Source organism: Streptomyces sp. NPDC005151, from assembly GCF_053599875.1.
In genome coordinates this window covers 1-24,362 of sequence record NZ_JBSFYR010000007.1, presented here as the reverse complement: position 1 = coordinate 24,362, position 24,362 = coordinate 1, and the positions used below count along the sequence as shown (strand labels likewise).

General features: G+C 68.1%; 17 protein-coding genes and 2 pseudogenes. 10 read left to right on the top strand and 9 right to left on the bottom strand.

Annotation, left to right across the window (positions count from 1 at the left end; genetic code table 11):
* Positions 1-28 precede the first annotated feature (28 nt).
* From ACWD6R_RS06020 to ACWD6R_RS06000, 5 genes are all read right to left on the bottom strand, one after another.
* Positions 29-1,378, bottom strand: a complete 1,350-nt coding sequence (locus ACWD6R_RS06020) for a DUF1254 domain-containing protein (protein WP_451817612.1) — start codon at positions 1,376-1,378, stop codon at positions 29-31.
* Positions 1,379-1,514: 136 nt separating this feature from the next.
* Positions 1,515-1,949: a DUF7144 family membrane protein gene (locus ACWD6R_RS06015; RefSeq protein ID WP_451817611.1), complete on the bottom strand. Its 435-nt coding sequence runs from the start codon at positions 1,947-1,949 to the stop codon at positions 1,515-1,517.
* A gap of 222 nt (positions 1,950-2,171) precedes the next feature.
* Positions 2,172-2,618 carry a hypothetical protein gene (locus ACWD6R_RS06010; protein WP_451817610.1) on the bottom strand — a complete coding sequence of 149 codons (447 nt, stop codon included), beginning with the start codon at positions 2,616-2,618 and terminating at the stop codon, positions 2,172-2,174.
* A 432-nt stretch (positions 2,619-3,050) separates the two neighbouring features.
* Positions 3,051-3,494, bottom strand: coding sequence for a hypothetical protein (locus ACWD6R_RS06005; RefSeq protein WP_451817609.1), 444 nt, complete (start codon positions 3,492-3,494; stop codon positions 3,051-3,053).
* A gap of 1,012 nt (positions 3,495-4,506) precedes the next feature.
* Positions 4,507-5,103 (bottom strand): hypothetical protein, encoded by a 597-nt coding sequence (locus tag ACWD6R_RS06000; RefSeq protein ID WP_451817608.1) that lies wholly within the window; start codon positions 5,101-5,103, stop codon positions 4,507-4,509.
* A gap of 206 nt (positions 5,104-5,309) precedes the next feature.
* Here ACWD6R_RS06000 and ACWD6R_RS05995 point away from each other — a divergent pair.
* The 5 genes and pseudogenes from ACWD6R_RS05995 to ACWD6R_RS05975 all read left to right on the top strand — a co-directional run.
* Positions 5,310-8,138 (top strand): annotated as a pseudogene (locus tag ACWD6R_RS05995) (Tn3 family transposase); the annotation flags it as partial.
* A gap of 275 nt (positions 8,139-8,413) precedes the next feature.
* Positions 8,414-9,544, top strand: coding sequence for a tyrosine-type recombinase/integrase (locus tag ACWD6R_RS05990; RefSeq protein WP_451817607.1), 1,131 nt, complete (start codon positions 8,414-8,416; stop codon positions 9,542-9,544).
* Positions 9,541-11,982, top strand: coding sequence for a tyrosine-type recombinase/integrase (locus ACWD6R_RS05985; RefSeq protein WP_451817606.1), 2,442 nt, complete (start codon positions 9,541-9,543; stop codon positions 11,980-11,982). Before ACWD6R_RS05990 ends, ACWD6R_RS05985 begins: the two co-directional genes overlap by 4 nt.
* 16 nt (positions 11,983-11,998) lie before the next feature.
* Entirely contained in the window at positions 11,999-12,484 is a 486-nt protein-coding gene (locus tag ACWD6R_RS05980; protein WP_451817605.1) for a hypothetical protein, read from the top strand.
* 135 nt (positions 12,485-12,619) lie between these two features.
* A pseudogene (locus ACWD6R_RS05975) lies at positions 12,620-12,859 on the top strand (Tn3 family transposase); the annotation flags it as partial.
* Between the two features lie 57 nt (positions 12,860-12,916).
* On the opposite strand, the gene ACWD6R_RS05970 reads toward ACWD6R_RS05975, so the two are convergent.
* Positions 12,917-13,714: a class I SAM-dependent methyltransferase gene (locus ACWD6R_RS05970; RefSeq protein WP_451817604.1), complete on the bottom strand. Its 798-nt coding sequence runs from the start codon at positions 13,712-13,714 to the stop codon at positions 12,917-12,919.
* Positions 13,715-13,787: 73 nt separating this feature from the next.
* Positions 13,788-14,762, bottom strand: coding sequence for a tyrosine-type recombinase/integrase (locus ACWD6R_RS05965; RefSeq protein ID WP_451817603.1), 975 nt, complete (start codon positions 14,760-14,762; stop codon positions 13,788-13,790).
* A gap of 102 nt (positions 14,763-14,864) precedes the next feature.
* Here ACWD6R_RS05965 and ACWD6R_RS05960 point away from each other — a divergent pair, with 102 nt between their 5' ends.
* Complete coding sequence (locus ACWD6R_RS05960; RefSeq protein WP_451817602.1) at positions 14,865-15,125, top strand: hypothetical protein; 261 nt, start codon at positions 14,865-14,867, stop codon at positions 15,123-15,125.
* A gap of 500 nt (positions 15,126-15,625) precedes the next feature.
* Positions 15,626-15,919 (top strand): hypothetical protein, encoded by a 294-nt coding sequence (locus ACWD6R_RS05955; RefSeq protein WP_451817601.1) that lies wholly within the window; start codon positions 15,626-15,628, stop codon positions 15,917-15,919.
* A gap of 269 nt (positions 15,920-16,188) precedes the next feature.
* On the opposite strand, the gene ACWD6R_RS05950 is transcribed toward ACWD6R_RS05955, so the two are convergent.
* The gene (locus tag ACWD6R_RS05950; protein ID WP_451817600.1) at positions 16,189-17,163 is read right to left on the bottom strand and encodes a helix-turn-helix transcriptional regulator; all 975 of its coding nucleotides are present in this window, start codon (positions 17,161-17,163) and stop codon (positions 16,189-16,191) included.
* A 79-nt stretch (positions 17,164-17,242) separates the two neighbouring features.
* On the opposite strand from ACWD6R_RS05950, the gene ACWD6R_RS05945 reads away from it, so the two are divergent.
* Both ACWD6R_RS05945 and ACWD6R_RS05940 read left to right on the top strand, forming a co-directional pair.
* A complete protein-coding gene (locus ACWD6R_RS05945) occupies positions 17,243-17,977 on the top strand; it encodes an alpha/beta fold hydrolase (protein ID WP_451817599.1) in 735 nt (244 codons plus the stop codon).
* Entirely contained in the window at positions 17,887-19,080 is a 1,194-nt protein-coding gene (locus ACWD6R_RS05940; protein WP_451817598.1) for a winged helix DNA-binding domain-containing protein, read from the top strand. Before ACWD6R_RS05945 ends, ACWD6R_RS05940 begins: the two co-directional genes overlap by 91 nt.
* A gap of 55 nt (positions 19,081-19,135) precedes the next feature.
* On the opposite strand, the gene ACWD6R_RS05935 is transcribed toward ACWD6R_RS05940, so the two are convergent.
* Complete coding sequence (locus tag ACWD6R_RS05935; protein ID WP_451817597.1) at positions 19,136-22,357, bottom strand: Tn3 family transposase; 3,222 nt, start codon at positions 22,355-22,357, stop codon at positions 19,136-19,138.
* Between the two features lie 1,116 nt (positions 22,358-23,473).
* On the opposite strand from ACWD6R_RS05935, the gene ACWD6R_RS05930 reads away from it, so the two are divergent.
* A complete protein-coding gene (locus tag ACWD6R_RS05930; RefSeq protein WP_451817596.1) occupies positions 23,474-23,626 on the top strand; it encodes a hypothetical protein in 153 nt (50 codons plus the stop codon).
* The last annotated feature ends 736 nt before the right edge of the window (positions 23,627-24,362 follow it).

Below are 24,362 nucleotides of genomic sequence, written 5' to 3'. Positions count from 1 at the left end.
CCACTGACAACGGGCCGGGACACCCGGGTCAGCTCAGTTCGATGGCGGGGAGCTCATAGCTGCCGTCGATGATCGCGCGCCCCGGCATGCAGAACCTGAGCACGGGCCGGAACTCCCCGTCGGGCGCGGGCAGCCAGTTCGCCGCTGCGGCAGGGTCCGTGGGCGGCTCCTTGCTGATGTGGACCGTCAGCGACCCGTCGGCCCCGCGCACCAGCCCGGGGCTGCGGTCCCCGAGCGAGTGCCGGCCCGCCGGGTGGGCGACGGGGTGGTGGTCCGGCGCGTCGTACATGGTCACGGTCCAGAACGCTTCCACCGGCGGCGGCTGGTCGAAGCGCATCACATAGGAGTGCGCACCGCTCAGCGGATTGCCGTCGGCGTCGTGGGAGGTGTGGGCGCACACCGCCTCGTACCCGTGGCTCCCCCACAGAGCCACGCGCGCCGCCACCGCTCTGACCAGGTAGGACGCCTCCCGGTTGGCGATCTTCCACTCCGGGGAGTCGATCGTCCCCACCCCGAAGTGGTCGAGGTTGTAGTCGAAGAGATGCGGATCCATCTCCCATCCCCCGCCCGTCACCGTGCTCGGCCGGGCGGCCGCCTCGACCCGCTCCCTGCCCTGCGCCATCCCCTCGGTGAGTGCGCGTACGAGCGCGGAACCGGCGCAGACGTACGGCGAGGGCCCCTCCTCCAGCAGCCCCAGCGGCTGGAACCGGTCCTGGTACGCACAGTCGTCGGCGGCCGGTGGAAAGTCGGCCATCCACACCCTGAGCTGCTCGAAGAACCGCAGCTCCGCCGGTACGTCGGGGTCGGGCGCCGGCAGCCCCGTCCGGTGCGTGCCGGGTTCGAGATACGTGAGCGTGTACTGCTCCTGGAGCGCCCGCACCCGCGTCATGTCGTCCGGACCGTCGCAGACATTGCGCCCGACGACAGAGACGACGGGGGTCGGCGCATCGATCACCCCGCGCAGCCCGCTGGGCTCCCTGCCCGACCAGCCCGGCGGCACGATGAGCCAGTCACCCGCGCCCGTGCCGGTGGCCCGACGCCCCACGTAGGCGAAGTTGTTGGTCCAGGCGTCCACGAACTGCAGCACGTAGTAAGCCCCGTCGGTGTCCGGGACATGCAGCCGGATCGGCCCTCCGGACAGGTCCAGCTGAGCGATCGAATGAGCGGTGTCGTTGTCGGCGGAGACGGCATGCACATCGGGGCCGGCCCATGGCCCCGCGTGCGCGAAGTGGTTGAACGGGGTCGGCGCCAGCGGGCCGAAGCCCTCCTGCATCGATCTCTCGACCGTCGACAGGTCGACGACCAGCGGATACCCGTACACGTACGCCTCGGCGGCAAGAGCGACCAGGTCTTCCCCCTGCCCGTTCGGTTCACCCATCACCTGCACGCCTTCCCTGCCACGGCCGCTCACGGTGAGCACCGCAGCAGCGGACAGCCCCGGATCCAGGCCTCCTCTGCCGCCGTCGCACGCGCCGCCCCCGCCGTCCCGGCCGTCCCCGCCGTCCCCGCCGCCACTAGATGACCGCCTTCGAAGGGGCGGTGCACAGGGCCCAGATCACGAACCCGTCGATCGCGATGGAGATGATCGCCCAGATCGGCTGGTAGGGCAGCCACATGAAGTTGGCGATCATGTTGAGCGCAGCCAGCACGACACCCGTCGCCCTGGCCCAGCCGGCACCCTTGAGAACGCTCCAGCCGACGAGCACGAGAATCACGCCGAGCACGAGGTGGATCCAGCCCCAGCCCGTCACATCGAACTTGAAGGTGTAATTGCTGATGCGCGCGTAGACATCGTCGGACGCGATACCGGAGATCCCCTTGATGATCCCCATGACGCCGTCCACCATCAGCAGAACACCGGCGAACATGACTCCCCCCGCCGCCCAGGGATTCTCCCCCAGAGGGTCGGAGGTGCGGCGGGAGCCGGGGGCGGGAACAGACTGTGCCATGGGAGTCTCCTTGACCGGAGCGGAACAACTGAACGAATCCGACCCTGCGTGGCACCCGCCCGCGCGACCACCCGGACGCGTCCGTACGAGTGACGGCGTCGACGTGGCGCCAGTCATGAAAACAGCCCCCCGATCGGTCACGACCGGGAGGCCGGAACAGGGTCTCACCTGCCCATAAAAAACTGTCGCGGCTCCGCCGGCACGACGAGGCGACCCGCGTCCTCACCCGCCCGACGGGTACCGCGTCACCTTTGTCACCTTGCACTTCGTACCCACGGGAGACTTGCCGAGCCCCTGCGCCTTCTGCTTGGCGCGCTGTCCCGAAGCGAGATCACCGGACACAGCGAGCCCGTCCGCGACGCGCGTACCGTCCCCGTCCACGAACACCACGTTCACGACATAGGTCGCCGCCTCCTCGGAACCGTTCACGATCTCCACATCCACGGACGGCCACGTCGTCAACGGATCCACCGTGCACCCGGAGAGCTTCACATCCGCCTCGGCATCCGTCTCCTCCGCGGCCGGCTCCTCCTTGGGATCAGTCTTCGCGGGCCCCCCGCTGGGCGACGCCTCCGTCACCGGCAGCGTCCGCGGCGGGGGCATATCGCTGAGCCCCACGGCCACTGCACCGATCCCGCCGATGATGACCAGCCCTGCGAGCACGGACAACGTGACGACCGGCACCGGGCCTGTGCGACTGACATTGATCGCTTACGCCTGGGTCGTCTTCTGCTTCAGTCGTTCGTAGGGGGTCTGGACTCCGACAAAGCCGCAGCGAAGTGTCCATCACTCGGTCGGGGACAGGCCCCGCGGTGCCGTCGCCGTGACCCCCCGCTGTTCCCCGCGACGTGCCCTCCCTACGGGCATGCGGCGGGCACGTACGGCACGTACACATGCCCTGCCCGTACCGCCAGCGTGAAGTGATTTCCCCGCGCGGGCACAGTCCCCCGGTCGACACCCGCCTTAGGAGTTCGTTCCTCGGCCGCTCACGAGGGCTGCGCATGGGCTCGTGCTCGTCACCGTTGGGCGCTCGGGTGCGCTGGCGTACGTCCTCGTTGATGTCACGTGTGGATGTCAGTCCTGGTGCGCTGAACTGATGATTCAGTCACCGGAGTGGCCCCAGAAGTGGATCTCTTGGGGCTTGCCCTCGTCGTCTTGCAGCACCGCACATCGTCCGACCCATCGCGACCGGGGGAAGACGTCGAAGTCCTTGACGTGGGCACGGGTCAGCTTCTCCGTCCCCAGCAACTCGCGTGCTTCCTCGGCCGTTACGGGTTCCACGGTGTTGTAGTCCGGGGTGTCGTCAGGCCCCAGCACACGGAAGATGTCGAGGATCGAGTGTGTGCCGGCCTCCTGCACCAACTCGTCCTCCCACAGTTCCTCCAGCGTCTGCGGTCGAGGTTCTCGCTCCTCCTCCGGTCGCCAGTCGCCACCGTTGACCCAGTAGTAGTCCCCTGTTTCGAAGACCTCACGCCGCAGCTGCTGAAGCGCAGCGTTCAGGTCTTCCTGGTACGGCACGTAGTAGTCCCACCCCGAAGCCCCCACCAGATCTCATCCCCTTCCGGTCTCCCTTGGACGGCGGAGGTTCGCACCTGGCTCTGACATCCAAGCCCTCAGCTTGGAATCACCGATCGTTCCGCCGCGATCTCTTACCTGACCCGCGCGAATGAGGGCTCCAGGCCGCTTCTGGGCTAGTAGCAGCCATGTCGGCGCGTGACCCGCTGAGGTCGGTGTAGCGGCTTTGGGCTGGAGCTGCCATGGGACGAGAGATCATGGCCCCTTGCTCTGGCCGCGAATCGGGCTGGCTCCTCGCCTGCCCGCAATAGCCCGATCTGGGGCCCGATCTTGGAGCGGTCCAGGCGTGGCCGCTGTCGAGTGTCCTCGGCCTACCGCTCGTGTGCCCTGAACCACCGGACCGCAGCTGCGGCGAGCCCCACAACGGCAATGATCACGACTGCTGTGGCGATCTTGGCCTCCAGCGGCATTGCTGCAAACACGTGCGTCTCCTTCGCTGACTGGTGGCAGTAGCCCCGCAGATACACGATCGTGTTCCCGCGTGGAGATGACCATGGCACGGCCTCCATGCTTGCGGAACCAAAAGCGGAACGTCTTGAGGACCATCTGAGCTTGGCTCTCGCTCACGGGGTGATATGCGTCGACTCCCCCAAAGAAATGCCGCTCTCTGCTGACGTTCCTCAGCCCACCACTCACCCCGGCTTTCATCCCGTCCGCCTTCGGCCCACACACTGTGGAGCGGGCGTGGTTCAGGGCATCAAGGTGGAGCGCGCCGCTGTACAACATCCTGCCCAGCGGCTCGCCGGCCGGCCCCCCTGAGGAAGCGCTGGACTGCGCCTGCGGCCTCTACCTCGGCAATCCCACCGCCTGATCGCTGTTCTGAGCACCGCAGTTGGCGATTTTCAGTGCTTCAGTTGGCGAATGGTACGCCCGCCACAGCACGGGCGTCATCACTACACCGGGCTACCGACGGAATTCCTTGACCTGCGAAAACGTGGCTCACGTTGCGTGTATTTCCCGCGCTGAGGTGTGAGGGTTCCCGTCAGAACTTGCCCATATGCTCCACAGTGCGGTGCCCCAGCTGCTGGCTGAACGTCGCGCAGAAGCTGGCGGAGAGTGGCGGCCAGCCCCAGAAGTCGAAGGCGAGGGCGCCCACCGCGAAATTGGACTCCCACTGCCACTCGGTGACCGAGGCCGAGGCACCGCAGGTGGGGCAGGGGGCACTCCCCTCACCCGTTTCCTTCCAGGTGGCGATACCGTCCTTGAAGGGCTGCCAGACCTCCTCGTCCGCCTCGAACTCCTCGGGATAGTTGATGATCACGGTCTTGGTTTCGCACTGCGGGCAGACGGCGTACTCCGCATCGTCCGCTCCCTGACCGCCGACGTGGTAGTCGCGCCCGACGATGACGGCCACCGGGCCCGGCAGCCAGTCCGGGTCCGATGAGTCGGCAACGGCCCGCGTCCAGTTGGGACCTGGCACATGGCCCTCGTCCACGGTCAAGCTGTACACCCCGTCGCTGGACAGCTCACGCGTGATCAGGCCCTCTGTGACCATCCAGGCGACCATCCGCTCCGCGAGCGGCCCGGCCTCCTCGCCGGTCACCTCAACGTCGACAATCCGCTCAAAGAAGTCACCCATCGTCTCCACCTCATATCGATCAGTCTCGGACACTGTGCCACCACCCTCCGACACCAGCCCCGGCAGCGGTGAGGGAATCGGGGGTTGAGGAACATCCATGTCAGATCGTGCGCTAAGCCCTCTTGGCGTGGATTGGCGCTTTGACCTGGGGTGATTACGTGCCGGAGCCTTCGCAGGTCGCTGTTGTCGATCTTCGGAGAGTTGTTGTGGCGATCGAGTTTCTGTCGGGTGAGCAGGCTGGGTACGGGGCGTTTGTCGGGGCGCCGTCCCGTTCGGAGTTGGAGCGGTACTTCTTCTTGGACGACGCGGACCGGGAGGCGGTGCAGGCCAAGCGCCGTGCGCACAACCGGCTCGGGTACGCGGTCCAGCTCACGAGCGTGCGCTACTTGGGCCGATTCCTGCCGGACCCGCGGCAGGTACCGGCGGAGGTGGCCGAGTACCTGGCCGAACAGCTGGAGATCGAGGACCCGTCGTGCCTGAAGGAGTACGGCGAGCGGGACGGGACGGCCCGCAGCCATGCCGGGGAGATCCAGGAGGCCGGGGGCTGGCGGGACTTCGCCGAGGTCGCGGCGGAGCTGGGTGAGTGGCTGGACGCGCGGGCCTGGACGACCGGGGACGGGCCGAAGGCGCTGTTCGACGCGGCGGCCGGGTGGCTGCGCGAGCGCAGGGTGCTTCTTCCTGGGGCGAGCCGACTGTCACGGCTGGTGGGCAATGTCCGGGAGGCGGCGAATCAGCGGCTGTGGGACACCCTGTACGGGCTGCTGAACACCGGGCAGCGGGCGGTGCTGGACTCGCTGCTGACGGTGTCTGCCGGTGCGCGGGTCTCGGAGCTGGACCGGCTGCGGCGCGGGCCGGTGCGGGTGTCGGGTCCGCAGATGAAATGGTCGTTGGCCCGGGCGGAGGAGATCACCGATCTGGGCATGGGGGAGCTCGACGTGTCGGGGATACCGCCGCGCCGGCTGGCGGAGCTGTCGCGGTACGGGGTGGACGGCAAGGCGACGCTGCTCAAGCGCCACAACGACGCGCGACGTCTGGCGACGCTGCTGGCCACCGCGGTGCACCTGACGACGCGGGCGGTCGATGACGCCCTGGACCTCCTGGAGGTGTTGATCGCCACGAAGCTGCTGGCCAAGGCCGAGCGGGAGACGGCCAAGGAGAAGATGAAGACCCTGCCGAGGGTCGAGCGGGCCGGGGCGAAGCTGGCGACCGCGTTCCAGGTCGTCTTCGACACCACCTCTGAGCAGGTCGACACCGATACCGGGGAGATCAAGGCGCCGAAGGTGGAGACGCTGGCGGCGATGTGGGAGCAGATCGAGGCGGTGGTGCCGCGCAGCGAGTTGGCCGCCGCGATCGCCTCGCTGTTCGAGCTGACGCCTCCGCTGGACTCCGATGCGGATCAGGCGTGGCGGGCGATGCTGGTCACCCGGTTCGGCACGGTGCGGCCGTTCCTGAAGCTCCTGGTGAAGGTCGTGGACTTCGATGCGACCCCGGAGGGCGCCCCGGTGCTGGCTGCGCTGAAGTCGCTGCCGGAGTTGATGGGCCGTAAGAAGGTCGGCCCGGCTGAGATCGACACCGAGCTGCTGGCCGGGTCGTGGCGGCGCCTTGTGCTGGCCGCGCCGAACCTGGAGCCGGGGACGGTGGACTGGAAGGGGTACGTGTTCTGCGTGCTGGAGCAGTTCCACCGCATGCTGCGGCGGCGGGAGATCTTCGCGAAGAACTCCTCCAAGTGGGGCGACCCTCGGGCGAAGTTGCTGGCTGGTGAGGCGTGGGAGCAGGCCAAGCCCACCGTGCTGGCGTCTCTGGGACTGCCCGCGGGGGCGGACGGGCACTTGGCGGCGCGGGCCGCGCTGCTGGACGGCACCTACCGGGAGGTGGCGGGCCGGCTGCCGGACAACGCGCAGATCTCCTTCGACGATGACGGCCGCCTGCACTTCGCCGCACTGGAGCCGGAGCCCGAACCGGCTTCCCTGCTGGACCTGCGGGCGGCAGTGAACGCGATGCTGCCCCGCGTCGATCTGCCGGAGGTGCTGCTGGAGGTGTTCTCCTGGACCGGCGCGGACCAGGCGTTCACCTCGGTCACCGGCGGCGAGGCCCGACTGAAAGACCTGCCGGTCACCGTCGCGGCGCTGCTGGTCGCGCACGGCTGCAACGTCGGCTACACCCCGGTGATCAGCGGCATCGACGCGCTGAAGTACGGGCGGCTGTCCCACGTCGACCAGACGTATCTGCGGCTGGCGACCTACCGGGCCGCCAATGCCACGCTGATCGCCACCCAGGCGGCCATCCCGCTCGCCAGTGCGTGGGGTGGCGGTCTGGTCGCCTCGGTCGACGGGATGCGGTTCGTGGTGCCGGTGCCGTCGGTCTACGCCCGCCCGAACCCGAAGTACTTCGGGCGCCGGGGCGGGGCCACTTGGTTGAACATGATCAACGACCAGGCGGCCGGGCTCGGCGGGAAGGTGGTAGCCGGCACTCCGCGCGACTCGCTGTACGTGCTGGACGTCCTGTACGACCGTGATGGCGGCAAACGCCCGGACGTGATCGTTACGGATACCGCCTCGTATTCCGACATTGTCTTTGGCCTGCTGACCTTGGCGGGGTTCACCTATGCGCCGCAGCTGGCCGACCTGCCGGACCAGAAGATGTGGCGCATCGACCGCACCGCCGGCTACGGCGCCTTCCAGGACGCGGCCCGCGGCCGGGTCGACCTGGTCCGGATAGAGCGGCACTGGGAGGACATCCTGCGGATCATCGGCTCCATCCACACCGGAGCCGTCCGGGCCTACGACGTGATCCGGATGCTCTCGCGCGACGGCCGGCCCACCCCGCTCGGTGACGCGATCGCCCACTACGGGCGGATCGCCAAGACCCTGCACATCCTGCGGCTGGCTGACGAACCCGCGTACCGGCGGAAGATCAAGGTGCAGGCCAACCTTCAAGAAGGCCGCCACGCGCTCGCCCGGAAGATCTTCCACGGTCGGGCCGGGCAGCTCTACCAGCGCTACCAGGACGGCATGGAGGACCTGTTGACCGAACTACCGGGGGGTGAGCCGACGAGCCTCCGGAGATCGACACACGGTGACGGGACCAAGCACCGGGCCGGTCAGCTTGCCTCGGAAGCCCTGCCACACCACCGTCCTGATGTGCTGTTATCACGAGCTGTTGGAGATCACAGCAGCTCGTGGAGGCTCAGGTGCAAGAGGGCATGCAGTTACGGGACGTCACGGCGCTCACGGTGCCGAGGGTCGGCCGGGTCGAGGAGACCGGCGATCCGTCGCTGCCGTACCGGCTGCTCGACCGGGACGGGATTGAGGTGGCGGCGGTCAGCGAGTTCCTGCTCGACATGCTCGCCGACGACGACAGCCCGGCCTCGCTCCGCTCGTACGCATACGAGCTGCTGGTCTGGTTCCGGTTCCTGTGGGCTGTCGACGTGTCGTGGGACCGGGCCGGCCGGGTGGAGGCCCGAGACTTCGCACTGTGGCTGAAGATGGTCAAGAAGCCGCCGCGGCCCCGGCGGCCGGACGCCCCGGCGCCCGGGTCGGTCAATCCGGTGACCGGCAAGCGGTACGCGGGCGAGAACTACGCGGCACGCACCCGGAGGCACGCGCGGGCGGTGGTCCGCAGTTTCTACGAGTACCACCGCGACATGCACGGACGGCCGCTGCTCAACCCGTTCCCGAAGACCAAGCGCGCCGAGGATGAGCACCTCAACGCCCACCACAACCCGATGCACGCCTTCAAGCACCCTGCCCGCCGGGCTCCCTACCAGCCGAAGGAACCCCGGCGAACCCCGCGCGGCATCCCCGACCAGGCATTTAACGAACTGTTCGCAGCCCTGCCCTCACACCGTGACCGCGCGCTGGTCGCCTTCTACATCTCGGCCGGCCCGCGCGCCTCGGAACTCCTCGGAGTCAGCCGGGACCGGGTCAGCCCCGGTGACCAGACGATCGGCGTCATCCGCAAGGGCTCCCGGGCCCTGCAGTGGATCCCCGCCTCCAGCGACGCGTTCGTATGGCTGCGGCTCTACCAGCAGCAGATCCGCCCGCAGGCCCTCGACGGGCCGGAGGAGCCACTGTGGTGGACCCTCCGGCGCCCGATCAGGCCGTTGAGCTACGACGCGGCACGCATGGTGTTCACCCGGGCCAACGAGACCCTGGGAGCGAACTGGACCCTGCATGACCTGCGGCACAGCGCGGCCAAACGGATGGTGCGCGACCCCAAGCTCTCGCTCACCGACGTCCAATGGGTCCTTGGCCATCTCCACATCAGCACCACGGAGCAGTACCTCGAACCCGCCGAGGACGAGGTCGTCGCGCACGTGCTGGCCCATCATGCCCGGCAGGCTGCGGAGCCCGTCAAACCGGTGATGCCTGCCCCGGGCTACCGTTCCGAGGTTCTCCAGACGCTGCTCGGCACGGCCGCCCTTGGTGGAGGCCCGGCATGACCACCGCGACCGTGGCTGTCCGGCCCTCCGCCCCCGTCCGCCACGCTCCCCTGCCTCCCGGTCAGGAGAAACGCGAAGCGCCGGCGGCCTGGTGGCAGACGGAGGAACCGCGCGAACAGGTGCTGGAGCGCACACTCGCGCTGCCGTTCACCGCGGACAGCGACGCCAACCTGCGCACACGGCACCGCGGTCTGATCAAGCTGCTGGACTGGCTGGAGGACCAGCCCGGCCGCACCTGGCAGGAGCGCTGGATGGCCAGCGGAGCCGAGGAAGCCGGCCGGGAGTGGACGCGGCTGCCGATGCAGTGGCTCGCCGAGCACCAGCGGGCACGCAAGTATGACCGCGCCGATCTGTGCTGCGGCATGATCCCGCTGCTGGGCGGCCAAGTCGTACGCCCCGCCTACCGGTGGCTACTGCGGCAGCGCCCTTCGCAACTGCTGGCGCACATCCGCAGCGTCACTGATCCCGACGGTTTCACGGCGCTCAAGGACCAGTACACGGCCACCGGCCACGCGGGATCCAACGACTGCAACAACGCGCTCAACCGCGTCACCTGGATCGTGGCCTCCAAGGGCGGGACCGTCCACGACGTCACCATCGGCGACTGCGTCGAGTTGCAGCACGCCATCGGCGAGCACCAGACCAACGGCTACCACGGCAAGCACCTCTTCTACGCGCTCCTCGCGGGCCTCGGCGTCTTCGGTCCCGACGCCCCCGCGCGACTGAAGACGGTGATGCTGCCGGGGCAGTTGACACCGGCAGCCCTGGTCGACCGGCAGGGCATCACCTGCACCGCGATACGCGACCTCCTGGTCGACTACCTCACCGAGCGCGCGGTGGACGTCGACTACACCACGCTGGAGGACATGGCCCGCACCCTGGCCGGGCTATTCTGGCGCGACCTGGAGAAACACCACCCCGGCATCGACTCGCTGCGGCTGGACGCCGACACCGTCACCGCCTGGCGCGAGCGCGTCCGCATGGTCCGTGACCGGCACGGCACCCCCATCCGGCCGCGGGTCAACACGCACACCGTGTTCAGCTGGGTCCGCACGTTCTACCAAGATCTCGCCCGCTGGGCCGCCGACGAGCCGACACGCTGGGGTCCGTGGGTGGCACCCTGCCCGGTCCGCGACAGCGACACCGACCACAGCAAGAACCGCGCCCGGCGCAAGGCGGCCATGGACCAGCGCACCCGCACCCTGCTTCCCGTACTCCCGGCCCTGGTCAAAGCCGTCGAGCGCCAGCTCAAGAACGCCCAGACCCGTCTCGCCGCCGGGCGGGGGACACCGGCCGGAGCCCCGTTCACCACCCCGGCGGGCGAGATCCTCCTCCGCCGCGCCGGGGTGTCCTCCCGCATCTACGCCGACGACCCCGCCACCGGTCGGCGCCGGGACCTGACCGTGGAAGAGGAACGCGCCTTCTGGGCCTGGGCCATCGTCGAGGTCCTTCGCCACACCGGCGTGCGGATCGAGGAAGCCCTCGAACTCACCCACCACAGCTTCGTCGCCTACCAGCTGCCCACCACTGGCGAGATCGTGCCCATGCTCCAGGTCGCCCCGTCCAAGCTCGACCAAGAGCGGCTGCTGCTGGTCTCGCCAGAGCTCGGCGAGGTGATGACAGCAATCATCCACCGTGTCCGGCGCGGGCAGCAGGCCATGCCCCTGGTCTCCGCCTACGACAGTCTGGAACGGCTCTGGAGTGCACCGATGCCGTTCCTCTTCCAGCGCCGCTGCGGCCCGGAGGACCGGGCCATCCCGCGCAACTACATCTACACCTGCCTCAACGACGCCCTTGCCGCGAGCGGGCTGACCGGGCCTGGCGATGAGCAGTTGCACTACACGCCGCACGACTTCCGGAGAATCTTCGTGACGGACGCCATCCGCTCCGGCCTGCCCCCACACATCGCCGCCCGCATCTGCGGCCACCGGAGGGTCGACACGACTCTCGGCTATGCCGCGATCTATCCCGAGGACGTCATCAACCACCACCGGTCCTTCATCGCCCGCCGCCGAACCCTGCGGCCCGGGGAGGAGTACCGCGAGCCCACCGCGCAGGAGTGGCAGGACTTTCTGGCCCACTTCGAACTGCGCAAAGTGGCGCTGGGCGTCTGCGCACGCGACTTCGGCACCCCGTGCGTCCATGAGCACGCTTGCATCAGATGCCCTGTCCTGCGGCCCGATCCCGAGCAAATGCCCCGCCTGGAGGAGATCCACGCGAACCTGCTCGACCGGCTCCAGGAAGCCAAGGAACAAGGCTGGCTCGGCGAAGTCGCCGCGATCGAGGCCAGCCTCGCCGCCGCCGAGCAGAAGCTCGCCGCCATGCGCGATCTCGCGGCCCGGCACACCACCGTCCACCTGGGCATGCCCGATCTCCGCGGCGTCGTCGCGCGCATCGACTCCGAGCAGCGAAACGAGGATGCGAAGGGGCAGTCCTGAGCACTACAACGAGGGGATGACCGTCTTCCTCTGTTCCAAGTGCGGCACCGAGATCACGCCGAAGCTGGCCGAGCTTGCCGCCGTCCCTGACGTCTCAGACGACGAGCGCGACCGGGACAAGGAGACACGCCGGGCACCTTCCACCGTTCCGCGGGGCCACTACGCGATCGATCCCGAACCCTGGGGACCTCCCTACGTCGTGCAGGACAGTCAGGAGAACCCGAAGCCGGCTCAGTCGCGCGGCCCCGTGGTCTGCCGTGAAGCAGGCTTCGTCATCTCGGCCGGCAGCCGAAACACGGTGCTGGTGCACCCCGATGACGCCGCCGACCTTCAGCCACTGCCCAACTGGGAGAACAGCAGCGGGTGCTGCGGACCAACAGGCGACGAGGGACTCAACCATGCCTGCCCCTGCGGCGCTCCGGTCGCGACCCTCGCGGCCGACTGTTTCGGGCCCTTCGAACTGCACCTCGACCCCGTCCGGACCTACGCGTTCTCCCAGTAAGACCGCGAAACGCGCGCGGACGACGTGCACGACACGCCCGACGGAACCCGTCCACCCAACTTCTTCACGACTACTTTCCGTGGTGACCGACGGCTCGCAGGCGGACCTGCCGCCGAGCTGGGCTAGTTCGGATAAGACCAGATCGGCGCGCTGGGACTCGTGCTCAACGCCCTGGTGCTGTTCAACACCCGCTACATGGACGCCGCCGTTACCCAGCTCCGCAACGATGGCTTCGATGTCCGCGACGAGGACGTGGCCCGCCTCTCGCCCTTCGTCCGCCACCACATCAACATGCTGGGCCGCTACTCCTTCTCCCTGCCGGACCTGCCCGGGGGCATGCGGCCGTTGCGAGACCCGGACGCCGTGGAGGAGTAGCAAGACTGGTGGCGGGCGTGACTGCACGAGCCCGCCACCAGGGCACCGGGGGCGCGGTCAGCTGTCCCGTTTCCGCGCCGTCAGTTGGAAGAGCCGAGCGGTGTGCATGTAGGGCGGGCGCGCGGTAGTGGCGAGTTCCAGTCGTTCGAGGTCGGCGTAGAACGCCGGGTCGTACTTTCGTGCGTCGTCGGTGATGTAGTCGCAGAAGCTGCGGATGCCGTAGTGCTGCACGTCCTGACAGCCAAGGCTGTGCAGGACAGGGATGATCTCCTCGGCCGTGTACAGGGTCAGCGCTGAGTCGAACATCTGCGTTCGGGCCTGGTCAGTGTCGAGTGCGGCCAGTGCGGCGGCTGGGGCCATCTCGCGAACGGTGATGTTCAGGGCCGCCGAATGCCGGTTGATCGCCATCGCCGAGAACAGGCCGCCGCGCTTCAGGGGTGCGAGGGCCGTGGCGAGAGTGCCGGGCACGTCGTCCACGTACTGAAGGAGGTTGTGGCACAGCACCACGTCGAACTGTCCGGCGGCGAGGTCAGCGGGCAGAGCGGTCACGTCGGCCTGCACGCAGGTGATCAGCTCCGTCAGACCGCCCGCCGAAGCTCGCTCGGTCGCGGCGGCGAGCATGGCCGGGGCGTAGTCGACGATGGTGACGTGGTGCCCGCGGGCCGCGAGACGCATGGCGTCGCCGCCGTCGCCGCCGGCGAGGTCGAGTATGCGCAACGGCCCGTCACCCAGGCCATCCAGATGGCGGACCAAGTTCGCCTCGGCGATCACGTAGCGCAGACGGCCCCAGGGAGCGTCCTGCCATTCCTGCCAAGTGGTCATTGCGGTGTCGAACTTCTCAGGAGCTTCAGGCATCTGGCGACGATAGCGGCCAGACCATGGCCGCGATCGAAGCGGGTGGGGCCAGGCACCGGCATGGCCACACAGGTCAGCGTCGGCTGTCGCCGGGAGCGAGCAGGCTGGTGACCTCGGCGATGGCCTCCGGGGACGGCTTGAAGTAGCGGCGCACGTTCTCCGGCTTTTTGTGCCGGGATTTCGCCATCAGCATCAACAGGCTCGCACCCGCCTCCCCAAGGTGTGTGAGCGAAGAGTGGCGATATTCGTGCAGGTCCCAGCCCGTGCCCACACCTCGTACGGCGGTGTGCTCATCCAGCAGCGCGCGGGCCTGCCCGTACGACAGCCGCGCGAAGCCGGTGTCCGGGCACACGTCGCGGGAGCTGACGACCTTGCCCGGCCCGGGACGGCGATGGGTGACGAAGACCGGCCCCTGGGTGCGGCCCTTCAGTAGACGGGGCAGCAGCCGGGCGGTGCCGGCGTCCCAGTAGACGGTCTCCAGAACGAAGTCCTCCCGCGCCTGGCCGCGCCGACGAGTCTTCGTCTTCGCACCCTTGGCCTTGACCTGGCAGCGGCGCCCGGCGAAGTCCAGCTCCTCAATGTTGACGCCCAGGATCTCGTCCGACCGCCCGGCAGTCTCGAAAAGCATCCGGTAGAGCGTCTTCTCCCGCAGGTGGACCTCGCGCCGCGCGATCAGCCGGTCGATCGCCATGCGCGAGCGGGCCGGAGTCTGGGAGTCCGGCACCGCCATCCGCTTCGCCCACACCGGGACGGCCGGTCCGTCGTGGCCGCGCTCGCGGCACCAGCTCAGCCAGGACAGCACCGATGCCCGGCGCGCGTTCCAGGTGTTCACCGCCGAGGTGCCCCACAGCAGTTCCAGGGCCTCGCCGATCTCATCGTCCGCCACCGTCGCCAGCGGACGGCCCTCGCCGAGCCGCTCGGCGGTCTTGCCCACCCCGGTCGCGTAGCTCCGGACCGTGTTCGGATTGCCGAGCGAGTCAAGGAACACGTCGGCCGCCATGCGGACCGTGAGCGCCTTGCCGGTCGGCAGCTGTGCGACGGTGGCCACCGCTTCCCCCTTGCCACAGATAACAGGTCCGCTTCGCGTAGCGGCTTGAGGACGTCGCCGCAGGTGACGCATCCCAGTCCCGCAGATAATAGGGCGATATCCGTGGCAGACCGTCACGGAGCGTACAGACGCCGGTTTTCGTTCCAATGTTCCTCGCCACCCGAACGCACCTTCACCGCCGAACGCGCCGCCCACGCCCGCGCCGTGGCCGAAGCCGCCGGCCGCCGCATCGGTCGACCTGTCGCCCACCCCACCGACAAGATCGAGTATGCGCGCCTACTCAAGGGCCAGGGCGCCAGCTACGGCGAGATCAGCGCCAAGACCGGCATCCCGAAAACCTCCCTGCACCGCTACCTGCAGTAGGGGCGAGGGCTGACTGACGGCTTTCGCAGGACCCCGGTCTCGTCACGCGCCCTGAGACCTCGGGGTGGCCGAGGCCGTGCCCGGCGTGCGTCGGGCCGGTCACCCATACGTGCGCTGGTTGATCGGCTAGCTCAGGTTTTGCTCAGAAAGGACGTGAAGGCTGATGGTTCGCCAGGGGCGCTGACATGATCTCGACAGCTGCCGGCCGGACAGCAAGCGCAGGGTCATCATCCACACGCCGCATCGCGTCGGCTGGGCTGTCTTGGAGAGCTGATATGTCTTGCCGAACCCGTGCGGTAGTGAGCATCGCGTGTGCTGCTGTACTTCTGTCCGTCGCCGCGTGCACGACGGATCATTCGGACGCCAGTCGGCCCACGCGGCCCCACGACTCCGCGACGCCGGGCCCGGCAGCGAACGGCAGCGTGCCCGGCACCACGCAGCCTTCCCTGTTGAAGCCGCCGGAGTTGGACCCTGGGGCATCACTCGCCGGCCGCCAGAAGGTGACCACAGGGAACGCCAGCTTCCCCTACAGCAAGGGCAAGAAAGGTGACGCCCTCACCATCGCGGCGAGCTGCCAGGGCGAGGGGAAGATCACGGTGACGGTGCGGCCCGTGCACGTCTCCTTCCCCCTGGAGTGTGGTGCTGACCAGGTCAGCACCGTCTCCAACGAGCTGGCGCTGTCAGGGGTGGAGCGCAGTGGAGACGTGTCCGTCGAGGCGTCCCCAGCCGTGCGTTGGGCGTTGACCGTAGGCCGTGGCACACCAACAGAAGCAGACCCGACGGGTGCTGGCTGAGTTTGGCCACCGCGCCTCGTAGAGCTCCCCGGAGAATCGGCCATCCTCCGAGCAGGGGCGGGGGCTGGAGACGGAACCCGCCGTCAGCGCGTGCAGCCGACTCCGGTCATCCGTGCAGCCGCCTCCGGGAGCTGACACCTGATGCGGCTTTACGCGTGGTCAGCACAGTGACGCCGCAGTAAATGCGTACATCTCGCCCTGGAAGCCGGAACGGTCCGCCGCAGGTCGCGACGATCACGGCCAGGGCTCCGTCGCAGTAAATCCGGTATTTACTGCGGTAGTTCTTCCGGTCTCCGCTGGGCGGCTGCGGTGAGCTGGGCGGCCAGATTCATGAGCGCCTGCCGTAGTTCGTCGGGATGGTGGATGGTGAAGGGCCACTCCAGGGAGGCGAGCATGTGGGCCATACCGTCCAGCCGTTCTGCCCGTGCGTGCATGAGAACGCCGGTGGGCTGGGCGGTGAGGGTCACCGCTGAGCGAGGTAGCCGGCGAGCGATCTCATCGAGGGGGCCATGGATCGTCACCTCGACCTGCCAGCGGTAGGGCCCCTGAGCGAGGGTCGAGGTCAGGTGGGCCACGGAGTCGAAGCCGTCGGGTGCGGTGAAGCTGTCGGCTCGGGCGGTGACGGAGGTGATGCGGTCGATGCGGAAGGTACGCAGGCTGTCGCGAAGGTGGTCGTGGCCGACGACGTACCAGCGGCCGGTATGGAAGACCACGCCGTAGGGGTCGATGTCGCGTTCGGTGTGTTCCCGGCACCAGGACTGGTGGTGGATGCCGACAGTCGTGTGGGCGCGGGAGGCCTGGGCCAGGGCCAGCAGGACGCCGGTTCCGGGTGCCTGACCGGTCACGGCGTTGGCGGTGAAGGACAGGGTTTCCCGCATGGCGGCGAGCGGTTCGCGCAGGGCGTGCGGAAGCACCCGCTCGATCTTGGCCAGAGCACCGGCACTGGCCGGCGCGGCAGTCCCCATGCCCAGACGCTCTGCCGCGAGCAGGCCAAGGACCACGGCGAGGGCCTCGTCGTTGGTGAGGACCAGAGGTGGCATCCGGTAGCCGCGGGCCAGTCGGTAGCCGCCGTAGCGGCCGCGTTCGGCCTCCACGGGGATGCCCAAGTCGCGTAGGTGGGCCGTGTAGCGGCGCACGGTGCGGACGTCGGTGTCCAGGCGGTCTGCCAGCTCCGCCCCGGTGAGCCGGGCGTTGGACTGGAGGAGTTCCAGCAGGGTCAGCACGCGGGTGAGGGGATGCGACATGGATCACTCGGCATTTCAGGGCGGATTCTGTCCTGTATCGACCTTACGCTCCCGGCAGCACCTACTTCTGGGAGATCACATGGCCACCTTCGTACTCGTTCCCGGCGCCTGGCTCGGGGCGTGGGCCTGGGAAGACACCGCTCGCGCTCTGCAGGAGCGTGGTCACACGGCGCTGCCGCTGACACTGACGGGCCTGTCCGAGCACGCAGACCAGGGCGGACCCGAGACAGATCTGGACACGCACATCGCGGACATCACTGGCTTCGTCGAGCGGAACGATCTGCGCGACGTCACGCTGGTCGCCCACAGCTACGCGGCTGCTCCGGTGACCGGGGCAGCTGGACGTCTCGGTGACCGGCTGGAGCGCGTGGTCTATGTGGACAGCGCCCCATTTGCCGCGGGCATGTGCATGCTCGACCTCATGCCACCGCAGGCAGCGGACCAGCTGCGCCAGCAGGTCGACGCGTCTGGCGACGGGTGGCGGCTGCCGATGCCGACGTTTGAGGTCCTGGGCTTGTCCAGCAGCCTCGACGGGCTCGATGAGGGCCAGCTGGACGCTCTGCGCACGGGTGCCACCCCTCAGCCGTTCGGTACCTTCACCCAGCGTCTCACCGGCCCGGCCGAGCCCGGTCCCGGTGCGGACCGTGTCCTGGTGGCGTGCCATGACTTCACGGGGCTGCTGGATGCCGGGGTGCCGATGCTGGCCTACCTGAACCAGTCGCCGTGGCGGCGCTTCGACCTGCCCACCGGGCACTGGCCGATGCTTTCCGCGCCCGCCGAACTCGCCGACATCCTCGACAATGCCGTCTCCTGACCGCGCCGGCCGAGAGGCACAGCCCGACGCTTGACCACGAGAGCATCCGCCGGCTGCGGGCCTGTGCGCAGGCCCTGGCCGGCGGAGCACGGGAGGACTCTGCCGAGGCGGTCGTCCGACGGGTATTCGCTATCCAGGCCCAGGACGCCACGGCCGCCGACCTGGGCATCCGGGTACGCGGCCGGGACATCACCGCCCAGGCCATCCGCACGACATACGAGAAAGAGCGGAGTATCGTCCGCGGCTGGTACATGCGCGGCACCCTGCACACCATTCCCAGCGACGACGCCCGCTGGGTGTTGCGGTTGCTGTCCCCGCGGATTCTTGCCGCAACCAGCCGCCGCTACCAGCAGCTGGGCCTGGACGATGATCTGCGCCAGCGCGCCGACTATCTCATCCGGCGCGTTCTCGCCGCGCACGGCCCGCTTACCCGGGCCGAGTTGACTGAGCACCTCACCACCCTCGGTATCTCGCCGGACGGGCAGGAGCCTTTCCACCTGATCCGCCACGCGGCACTCACTGGCGTCCTCTGTCACGGTCCGCAGCGCGCCGGTGAGGCAACGTATGTAATGCTTGACGACTGGCTGCCCACCACCGGGGGCGCCCGGTGGGAGGAAGGCGCTGCTCTCGCCGAGCTGGCCCGTCGCTACCTTGCCGCGTATGCCCCCGCCACCTTGGAGGACTTCGCCGCCTGGTCCGGGCTGCCGGTCACCTGGGCCCGTAGGGCCTGGAAACTGCTGGCGGAATCCGGCGTGATCACCGAGTACGGCGGCTTGACCATGCTCGTCGGACGGGTGGAGGAACTCCCGGGCCCGTCTGACACTCCAGACGTTCGCATGCTGCCCGCCTACGACAACTACCTGATCGGCTACCGCACTCGCGAGATGTCCGTCCCCGCTCTCCACCAGGCCCGCGTCTGGCCAGGAGGCGGCCTCATCCGGCCGACCGTCATCGCCGACGGCATGGCCATCGCCACCTGGAGCCGTGGCTACGGCGCGCGCTCCATCAAGGTGGATGCGTTCGAACCTGTCCCCCCTCAGATCCAGTGGGAAGTCGACATGGAGAAAGACGCCGTCGTCCGCTTCCTGCGGCCCACCACATAGCCGACCCGCATCCCGATCCAAAAAATAGGGCGGCCGCGAAGGCGAAAACGTTGGGTCAAGCAGCCTGACCGAGGCCGACGGCGATCAGACTCTGCTCACGGAGCGGGGTGAAGTCGACGTTAAGCTTCGGGTCGTACGCTTCCGGCTGGATACCGAGTTCGTGCGTGCTGTATTCGCCGAACCGGTTGACGTGCTCGGTCAGGTACGGCGAGATGTGGGCCAGGTCCTCGGGGTCGATCTCCCAGCCTTCTTCCAGCAGCTGGCGGATGATCTCGGCGATGTCCAGGGCATTGTGGAAGATCACCATGTTCGTGAGCAGGGCGTTGAATTTCATCGTCTTCTCCTGCTCGATGGGGTCGTTGTCGGCGATGACGCCGCGGTTGCCGAAGCCGATCCACTGGGAGAACCGGTTGAACGACTCGACCTTGTTGGTCGCCGCGGTCACCCGCCGGCGCAGTGGCGCGTCCGAGAGGTAGCGCAGGAGCTGGACGGTGCGGATCACGCGGCCGACCTCGCGGAAGGCGGCGTAGGTGGCGTTCTTCTTCGACCCGGAGCGCAGGCGCTTGAGCAGCGTGGAGGAGGAGATGGTGCCCTCGCGTACGGAGACGGCCACTCGCATCAGGTGGCGGAACTGGGACTCGATCAGGTCGAAGTCGATGACGTTCTTGCCCGGCTCGCCGAACAGGGCGTCGATGTGCACGTACTCCGTCTGCTTGGAGGGCCGGTAGAAGGTCAGTTCCTTCCAGTTCCTGATCCTGGGCATCAAGTCGAAGCCCAGGAGGTGAGCGAGCGCGAAGACGGGGAAGCTCTGGCCCTGGGTATCCGCGTGCACGGTGGTCGGCTGCACCTCACTGGTGTTCTTCAGCAGGCCCTCGATGATGTAGACGGCCTCCCACACGCCGCACGGGATGAAGTGCGTGAACAGCGCGATGTAGGTGTCCGAGACGTGGTGATAGGCGATCCCGCCCGGCTTGCCGTACCTGACGCTCGTCTCGGAGAGCAGGTTGTCGAGATAGGTGTCCATGTGGGTGCCGTCCGCCGCGACGGCGGTCCCGTCGCCCCATGCCTGCGAGATGTCCAGGCGGGCGTGCGCGTTCACCAGGTCGGAGATCGCCTCGTTCAGCAGCACGATGGAGAAGTGCTTGTTGGCGACGTACGACAGCTCGTGCCCGCTCACGCCGGGGATGTGTCGGGCGGCCTCGTACGGGCCCATGTTGGTGCCCTTGACGAACGTGACGATCACATAGCGGCCCAAGGGGTCGCTGAGCTTGGGCTCGTTGCCCGATGGGGGGCCGAAACGGCGCCACCACTCCACCCAGTACGCGGTCCGGGCCACGATCCCCATCAGGGAACGCTCCGGCATCCTCGCCTTGATCTCCTGCTCCAGCCGCTTGGCCGAGAGCCGCTGGCCGTCCGCCCTGAACGCCTTCAGCGAGGGGATGCCCGTTTCCAGATCGATGACCAGGCTGTCGTTCTCCGGGTACCCGGCGTCCGCTGCCGCGGCGGCGCCTCGCAGCTTGTCCTCCAGCTGCCGGCGGAAGAACATCGCGTCGAAATCGGCGCTCTCGCCCGCCTCGGCGAGGCCGACCTCCACCAGGTAGGACCCCAGCGTCTCCTGGACGACCTCCCAGGCCAGCAGCTGCTCGGACCAGTCGGCGTACTCCTCCGAGCCGACCACCGCGACGTCGCCGGTGCGCAGTTCCTCGGCGAGCGCGGTGAAGACCATCGCCTCGAAGTGCTTGCGCACGAACTGCCCAGTCCGGGTCTTGTCGACCACGGCCTTGCGCCAGTTCTGGGTGGCGAAGGAGATGTCGACCTCCTTGCCCTCCTCGTTGAAGGCGGTGATGTACTCGCCGCGGGCCGCCTGGTGCCGCTGGGCGTGCGCGAGGGCATCCAGTACCCGGCTGTCCTCGCTGGTCGCGGTGAACTTCAGCTTGTCGTTGTCGGCCAGGTCGAACATCACCGCCCGGTCCCGGCCGATCTGCCCGTACAGCAGCACTTCCCAGAAGTTGCCGTGATGGGCAGAGACCTTCTCGATCTGCTCGTACTGCTTCGCGAACCCACCGAAGCCCTCCACCGCGCGGGTGACCGCGCCGAATCCGCCGGCCTGCACCACCTGGGCCTTCACCAGAGCGAGGACCGCCGGGGAGACCCTGCCCTCCAGCCGCGTCGCGACCTCGTCCACCGACGCCCCCTCGTCCAGGCCCTCCAAGGCCTGGCGGGCCTCGGCGGTCATGGCCGCGGCCTTCGTGAGCGCATCCTGGGCCGGGCTGCCCTCGTCGATGTGCTTGAGCACCGTGCGGTAGTTCCCGATCAGAGCCTCGACGATCTCCCGCTCGGCGAGCCGGATCTCCTCCAGCTCCGCCTTGGCCTTCTTGATCTTCGTCGCCAAGCGCTTGCAGAACATCGTCGCCAGGTCGTCCCGCACCCGCATTCTCGCCTTGTGCGTCAGGGCTGCGACCAGCGCGATGCGTTTGACGGGGACGAAGTCCCGCAGCTCCGAGGCGTCCGCCGCGTCCGCCTCCCCGGCGAAATCGGTGATCTTCCCCGCGGCGACCCCGTCCATCCACACATCGGTGTCGCCGAGCTCGTCCAGCCATTCCAGACGCTTGGTCAGGTTCTTGAAGTGCGACCAGGTCGGGCCCTTGGCGGGCTTCTTCAGCCGGTTGAACAGCGTCGTCCCGTCGCTGTCGCGCTCCTCCAGCAGCCGCATGAGCCCGGCCCGCTGAGCGGCGCTCATGCGGTCGTGGATACCCGCGCAGATCGAGGCGTTCACCTCGGTGCGGATTTTCGAGGCCAACTTGTCGAAGGTGGAGAACTTCGGCAGCTCCAGCCCGGCCTCCACCACCTTCTCCAGCGCGATGTTGATGAGGTCCGCCGGACGGTTCTTCGCCGCGGCTTCCTTGCGGATCGACTGCTCGACGATCTGCCGGGCCTTGGCCTGGTCGTACGTCACGCCGGCCTGCTTGCGGACCAGGCCCCGGTGATGCTTGGCGGTCCGCTCCGCCCGGTACACCGGCAGCGTGCCCTCCGGCAGCTCCACCGCCCGCCGGACGAAGTCCACCACCATCTCCGGGACGTCCTTCAGCGCGGGGAAACACCCCATACGCCGGTACGACTTCAGCATCAGCAGCAGCGCCAGCAGATGCTCATCGCAGTCCGTGGCATCGGCCGCCCACTCCAGCTCATCGCGGCTCGGGGAGAAGAACAGATGCAGCTCATGCGCGGTGATCAGCCGCTTGAACCGCGGATACGCGGTCCGTTCAATCGATGTCACAACCCACCCCAGGCCCCAGACGACGCTCAACATCACCACCAACGACACTGAGCCGAATGGGTGACGGGCGACTGGCGCTCAGGGCTTCAAGATCATCCCGTTGCCCCTTTGACGCGTATCTCGGTCACACCCCTACGTGGGTTATGGGGCGGAGAGGCGCTGATGTGATGCTCTGGAGTGCAAGAACTTCTCGCTCGTGGGCGTCTGGGGGGGCATCAGACGCCTTCCCCGTAGCCACGATCGAGGCCTCGAAGTCTTCAAGTGTGTGGAACGCCCGGTACGCGGGCGGCGGCCTGTCTTGTAGGGGCGGGCTCCGGACCGGCGGCAGACGGCTCCTCCTCGGTCACCACCGAGCTGCTGCCCGAGTCGTAAACATCCGGCGCGGGCACTGCCTCCCGAACTGCCGTCAAAACGCTGCTTTGCGACGTGAACAGAGCCAGTCGCGGGCTGCACGGGACTTCCGGGACCGACCCATCGCGCGCGAGATACAGGATCACCGCGCTCGCGTCTCGGGCTCGCCGCCCTCGTGGGAGGAAGAAGCCACCCGCCCGCGCCGCCGTCCCCGGTGTCTCCCGTGGGAGACGGCTGTCCCCTGGTCGTGCTCCGCTCGGAATCAGGCAGATCGGGCACACGTCCCACGAGTCACCGGCGATCAGGCCGCCGACCTGCGGAAACCGCTGTGTGCCCCTGTGGGCCCCTTGGATCTCCCCGAACGTCCAATCACACGCGGGCAATAGAGAACAGCCGGGAGAGCGTCGACTGTGAGGCCGGTTACCGATCTTCGCCGCCGCATCCCTTCGTGGGACCTCTCTCCAATCAACTCTGGGGGCGGAAACGGTCGGGCGCACCGCCCCCTCAGGGGGAGGGTGTCCAGTGCCATCGAACTTTGACCGCGTGCCACCGAACCTTGGCGGACGAGAGCTTGCGTCATCGCCGTTTGATCGCGTTGGTCAGGGCTGGATGGGTAGTGCCCGTCGGCGTAACCGGGGCTGACGGAAGCGCCGGATTGTACTGCACGATCGGAATAATGCGAAATCGGCTGGGATTTCTGTCTAAATTCCAGTCGTTGTTTCCCTGTGACAGCGATGGCGGCGTAAACGCAGGGAGGCCTCACGGATGAATGGGCAGCTAGATCAGCGGGCGGTACTACTCATGCTTGTGGGCGGGAGCACCGTGTACGTGGCCTTCGAGCACCCCTCGTTCGGCACAGCTCTCGTTGTCGGCGTCGGTGTGGTGACACTGCTCCACCTCCTGATGCAGGGGCGCTGACCCGCATTCCGCTCGGCTCCTGCTCAAACTCGGAATCCGATCAGCCAGAGGGGGCGAAAATGGTCGTCTGCGTCTCCCCACTCCGGCCCATTGGCAGAAGTCGCGCAAACCAGGGCATTTTTGAACATCAATCCAATGCGGTCCGCTCCGGGCTTCCGCCTCCCGATTCTCGACCCCCGAGGTCCGGCGGCCGGCGCCTTCTTCACTCAGGCCGGGGACGGGGTCCACCGTGCGGGTCGCGCCGACGCCGGAAGTAGGAACACAGGAAGACGTCGAGCCGCGGGCGCCCGCCGGGCGTGACGTCGTGGCGGCACGACGCCATGACGTCACGATCTGGCCCGTTTCATAGGTGGTCACCTATGAAACAACCTCAGTGTCCGCGTTGTCGTCTCTTCGAGTCGGCGGACGTCCTCGCCACTGCCTACGACACCGGTTCGTGCCTGTGACGTACTGGCCGCTGCCCTCTGTGACAACCTCAGGTGAGTCGGGGAGAACCCGGAAACATCTGACTGGGCGGAGAGACGAGTAGTGCTGTACCGATGACCGTTGTGACCTCAGCCCGGCGGGCGGGGGATGCTGGAGAAGTGACTTCCCGCCCGGATCCCCAGGTCCCCGCCAAGGCCAAGCGCCGCAGCTTTACTGCGGACTTCAAGATGAAGGTCCTCGCCGAGTACGAGGCCGCCCCCGAGGGTGAGCGGGGGAAGGTGCTGCGCAGGTACGGGCTGCACTCGTCGCA

Coding starts and splice junctions, on each gene's coding strand:
- ACWD6R_RS06020 (WP_451817612.1), bottom strand. CDS start 1,378: ATGGGTGAACCGAACGGGCAGGGGGAAGACCTGGTCGCTCTTGCCGCC.
- ACWD6R_RS06015 (WP_451817611.1), bottom strand. CDS start 1,949: ATGGCACAGTCTGTTCCCGCCCCCGGCTCCCGCCGCACCTCCGACCCT.
- ACWD6R_RS06000 (WP_451817608.1), bottom strand. CDS start 5,103: ATGGGTGACTTCTTTGAGCGGATTGTCGACGTTGAGGTGACCGGCGAG.
- ACWD6R_RS05985 (WP_451817606.1), top strand. CDS start 9,541: ATGACCACCGCGACCGTGGCTGTCCGGCCCTCCGCCCCCGTCCGCCAC.
- ACWD6R_RS05980 (WP_451817605.1), top strand. CDS start 11,999: ATGACCGTCTTCCTCTGTTCCAAGTGCGGCACCGAGATCACGCCGAAG.
- ACWD6R_RS05970 (WP_451817604.1), bottom strand. CDS start 13,714: ATGCCTGAAGCTCCTGAGAAGTTCGACACCGCAATGACCACTTGGCAG.
- ACWD6R_RS05950 (WP_451817600.1), bottom strand. CDS start 17,163: ATGTCGCATCCCCTCACCCGCGTGCTGACCCTGCTGGAACTCCTCCAG.
- ACWD6R_RS05945 (WP_451817599.1), top strand. CDS start 17,243: ATGGCCACCTTCGTACTCGTTCCCGGCGCCTGGCTCGGGGCGTGGGCC.
- ACWD6R_RS05930 (WP_451817596.1), top strand. CDS start 23,474: ATGAATGGGCAGCTAGATCAGCGGGCGGTACTACTCATGCTTGTGGGC.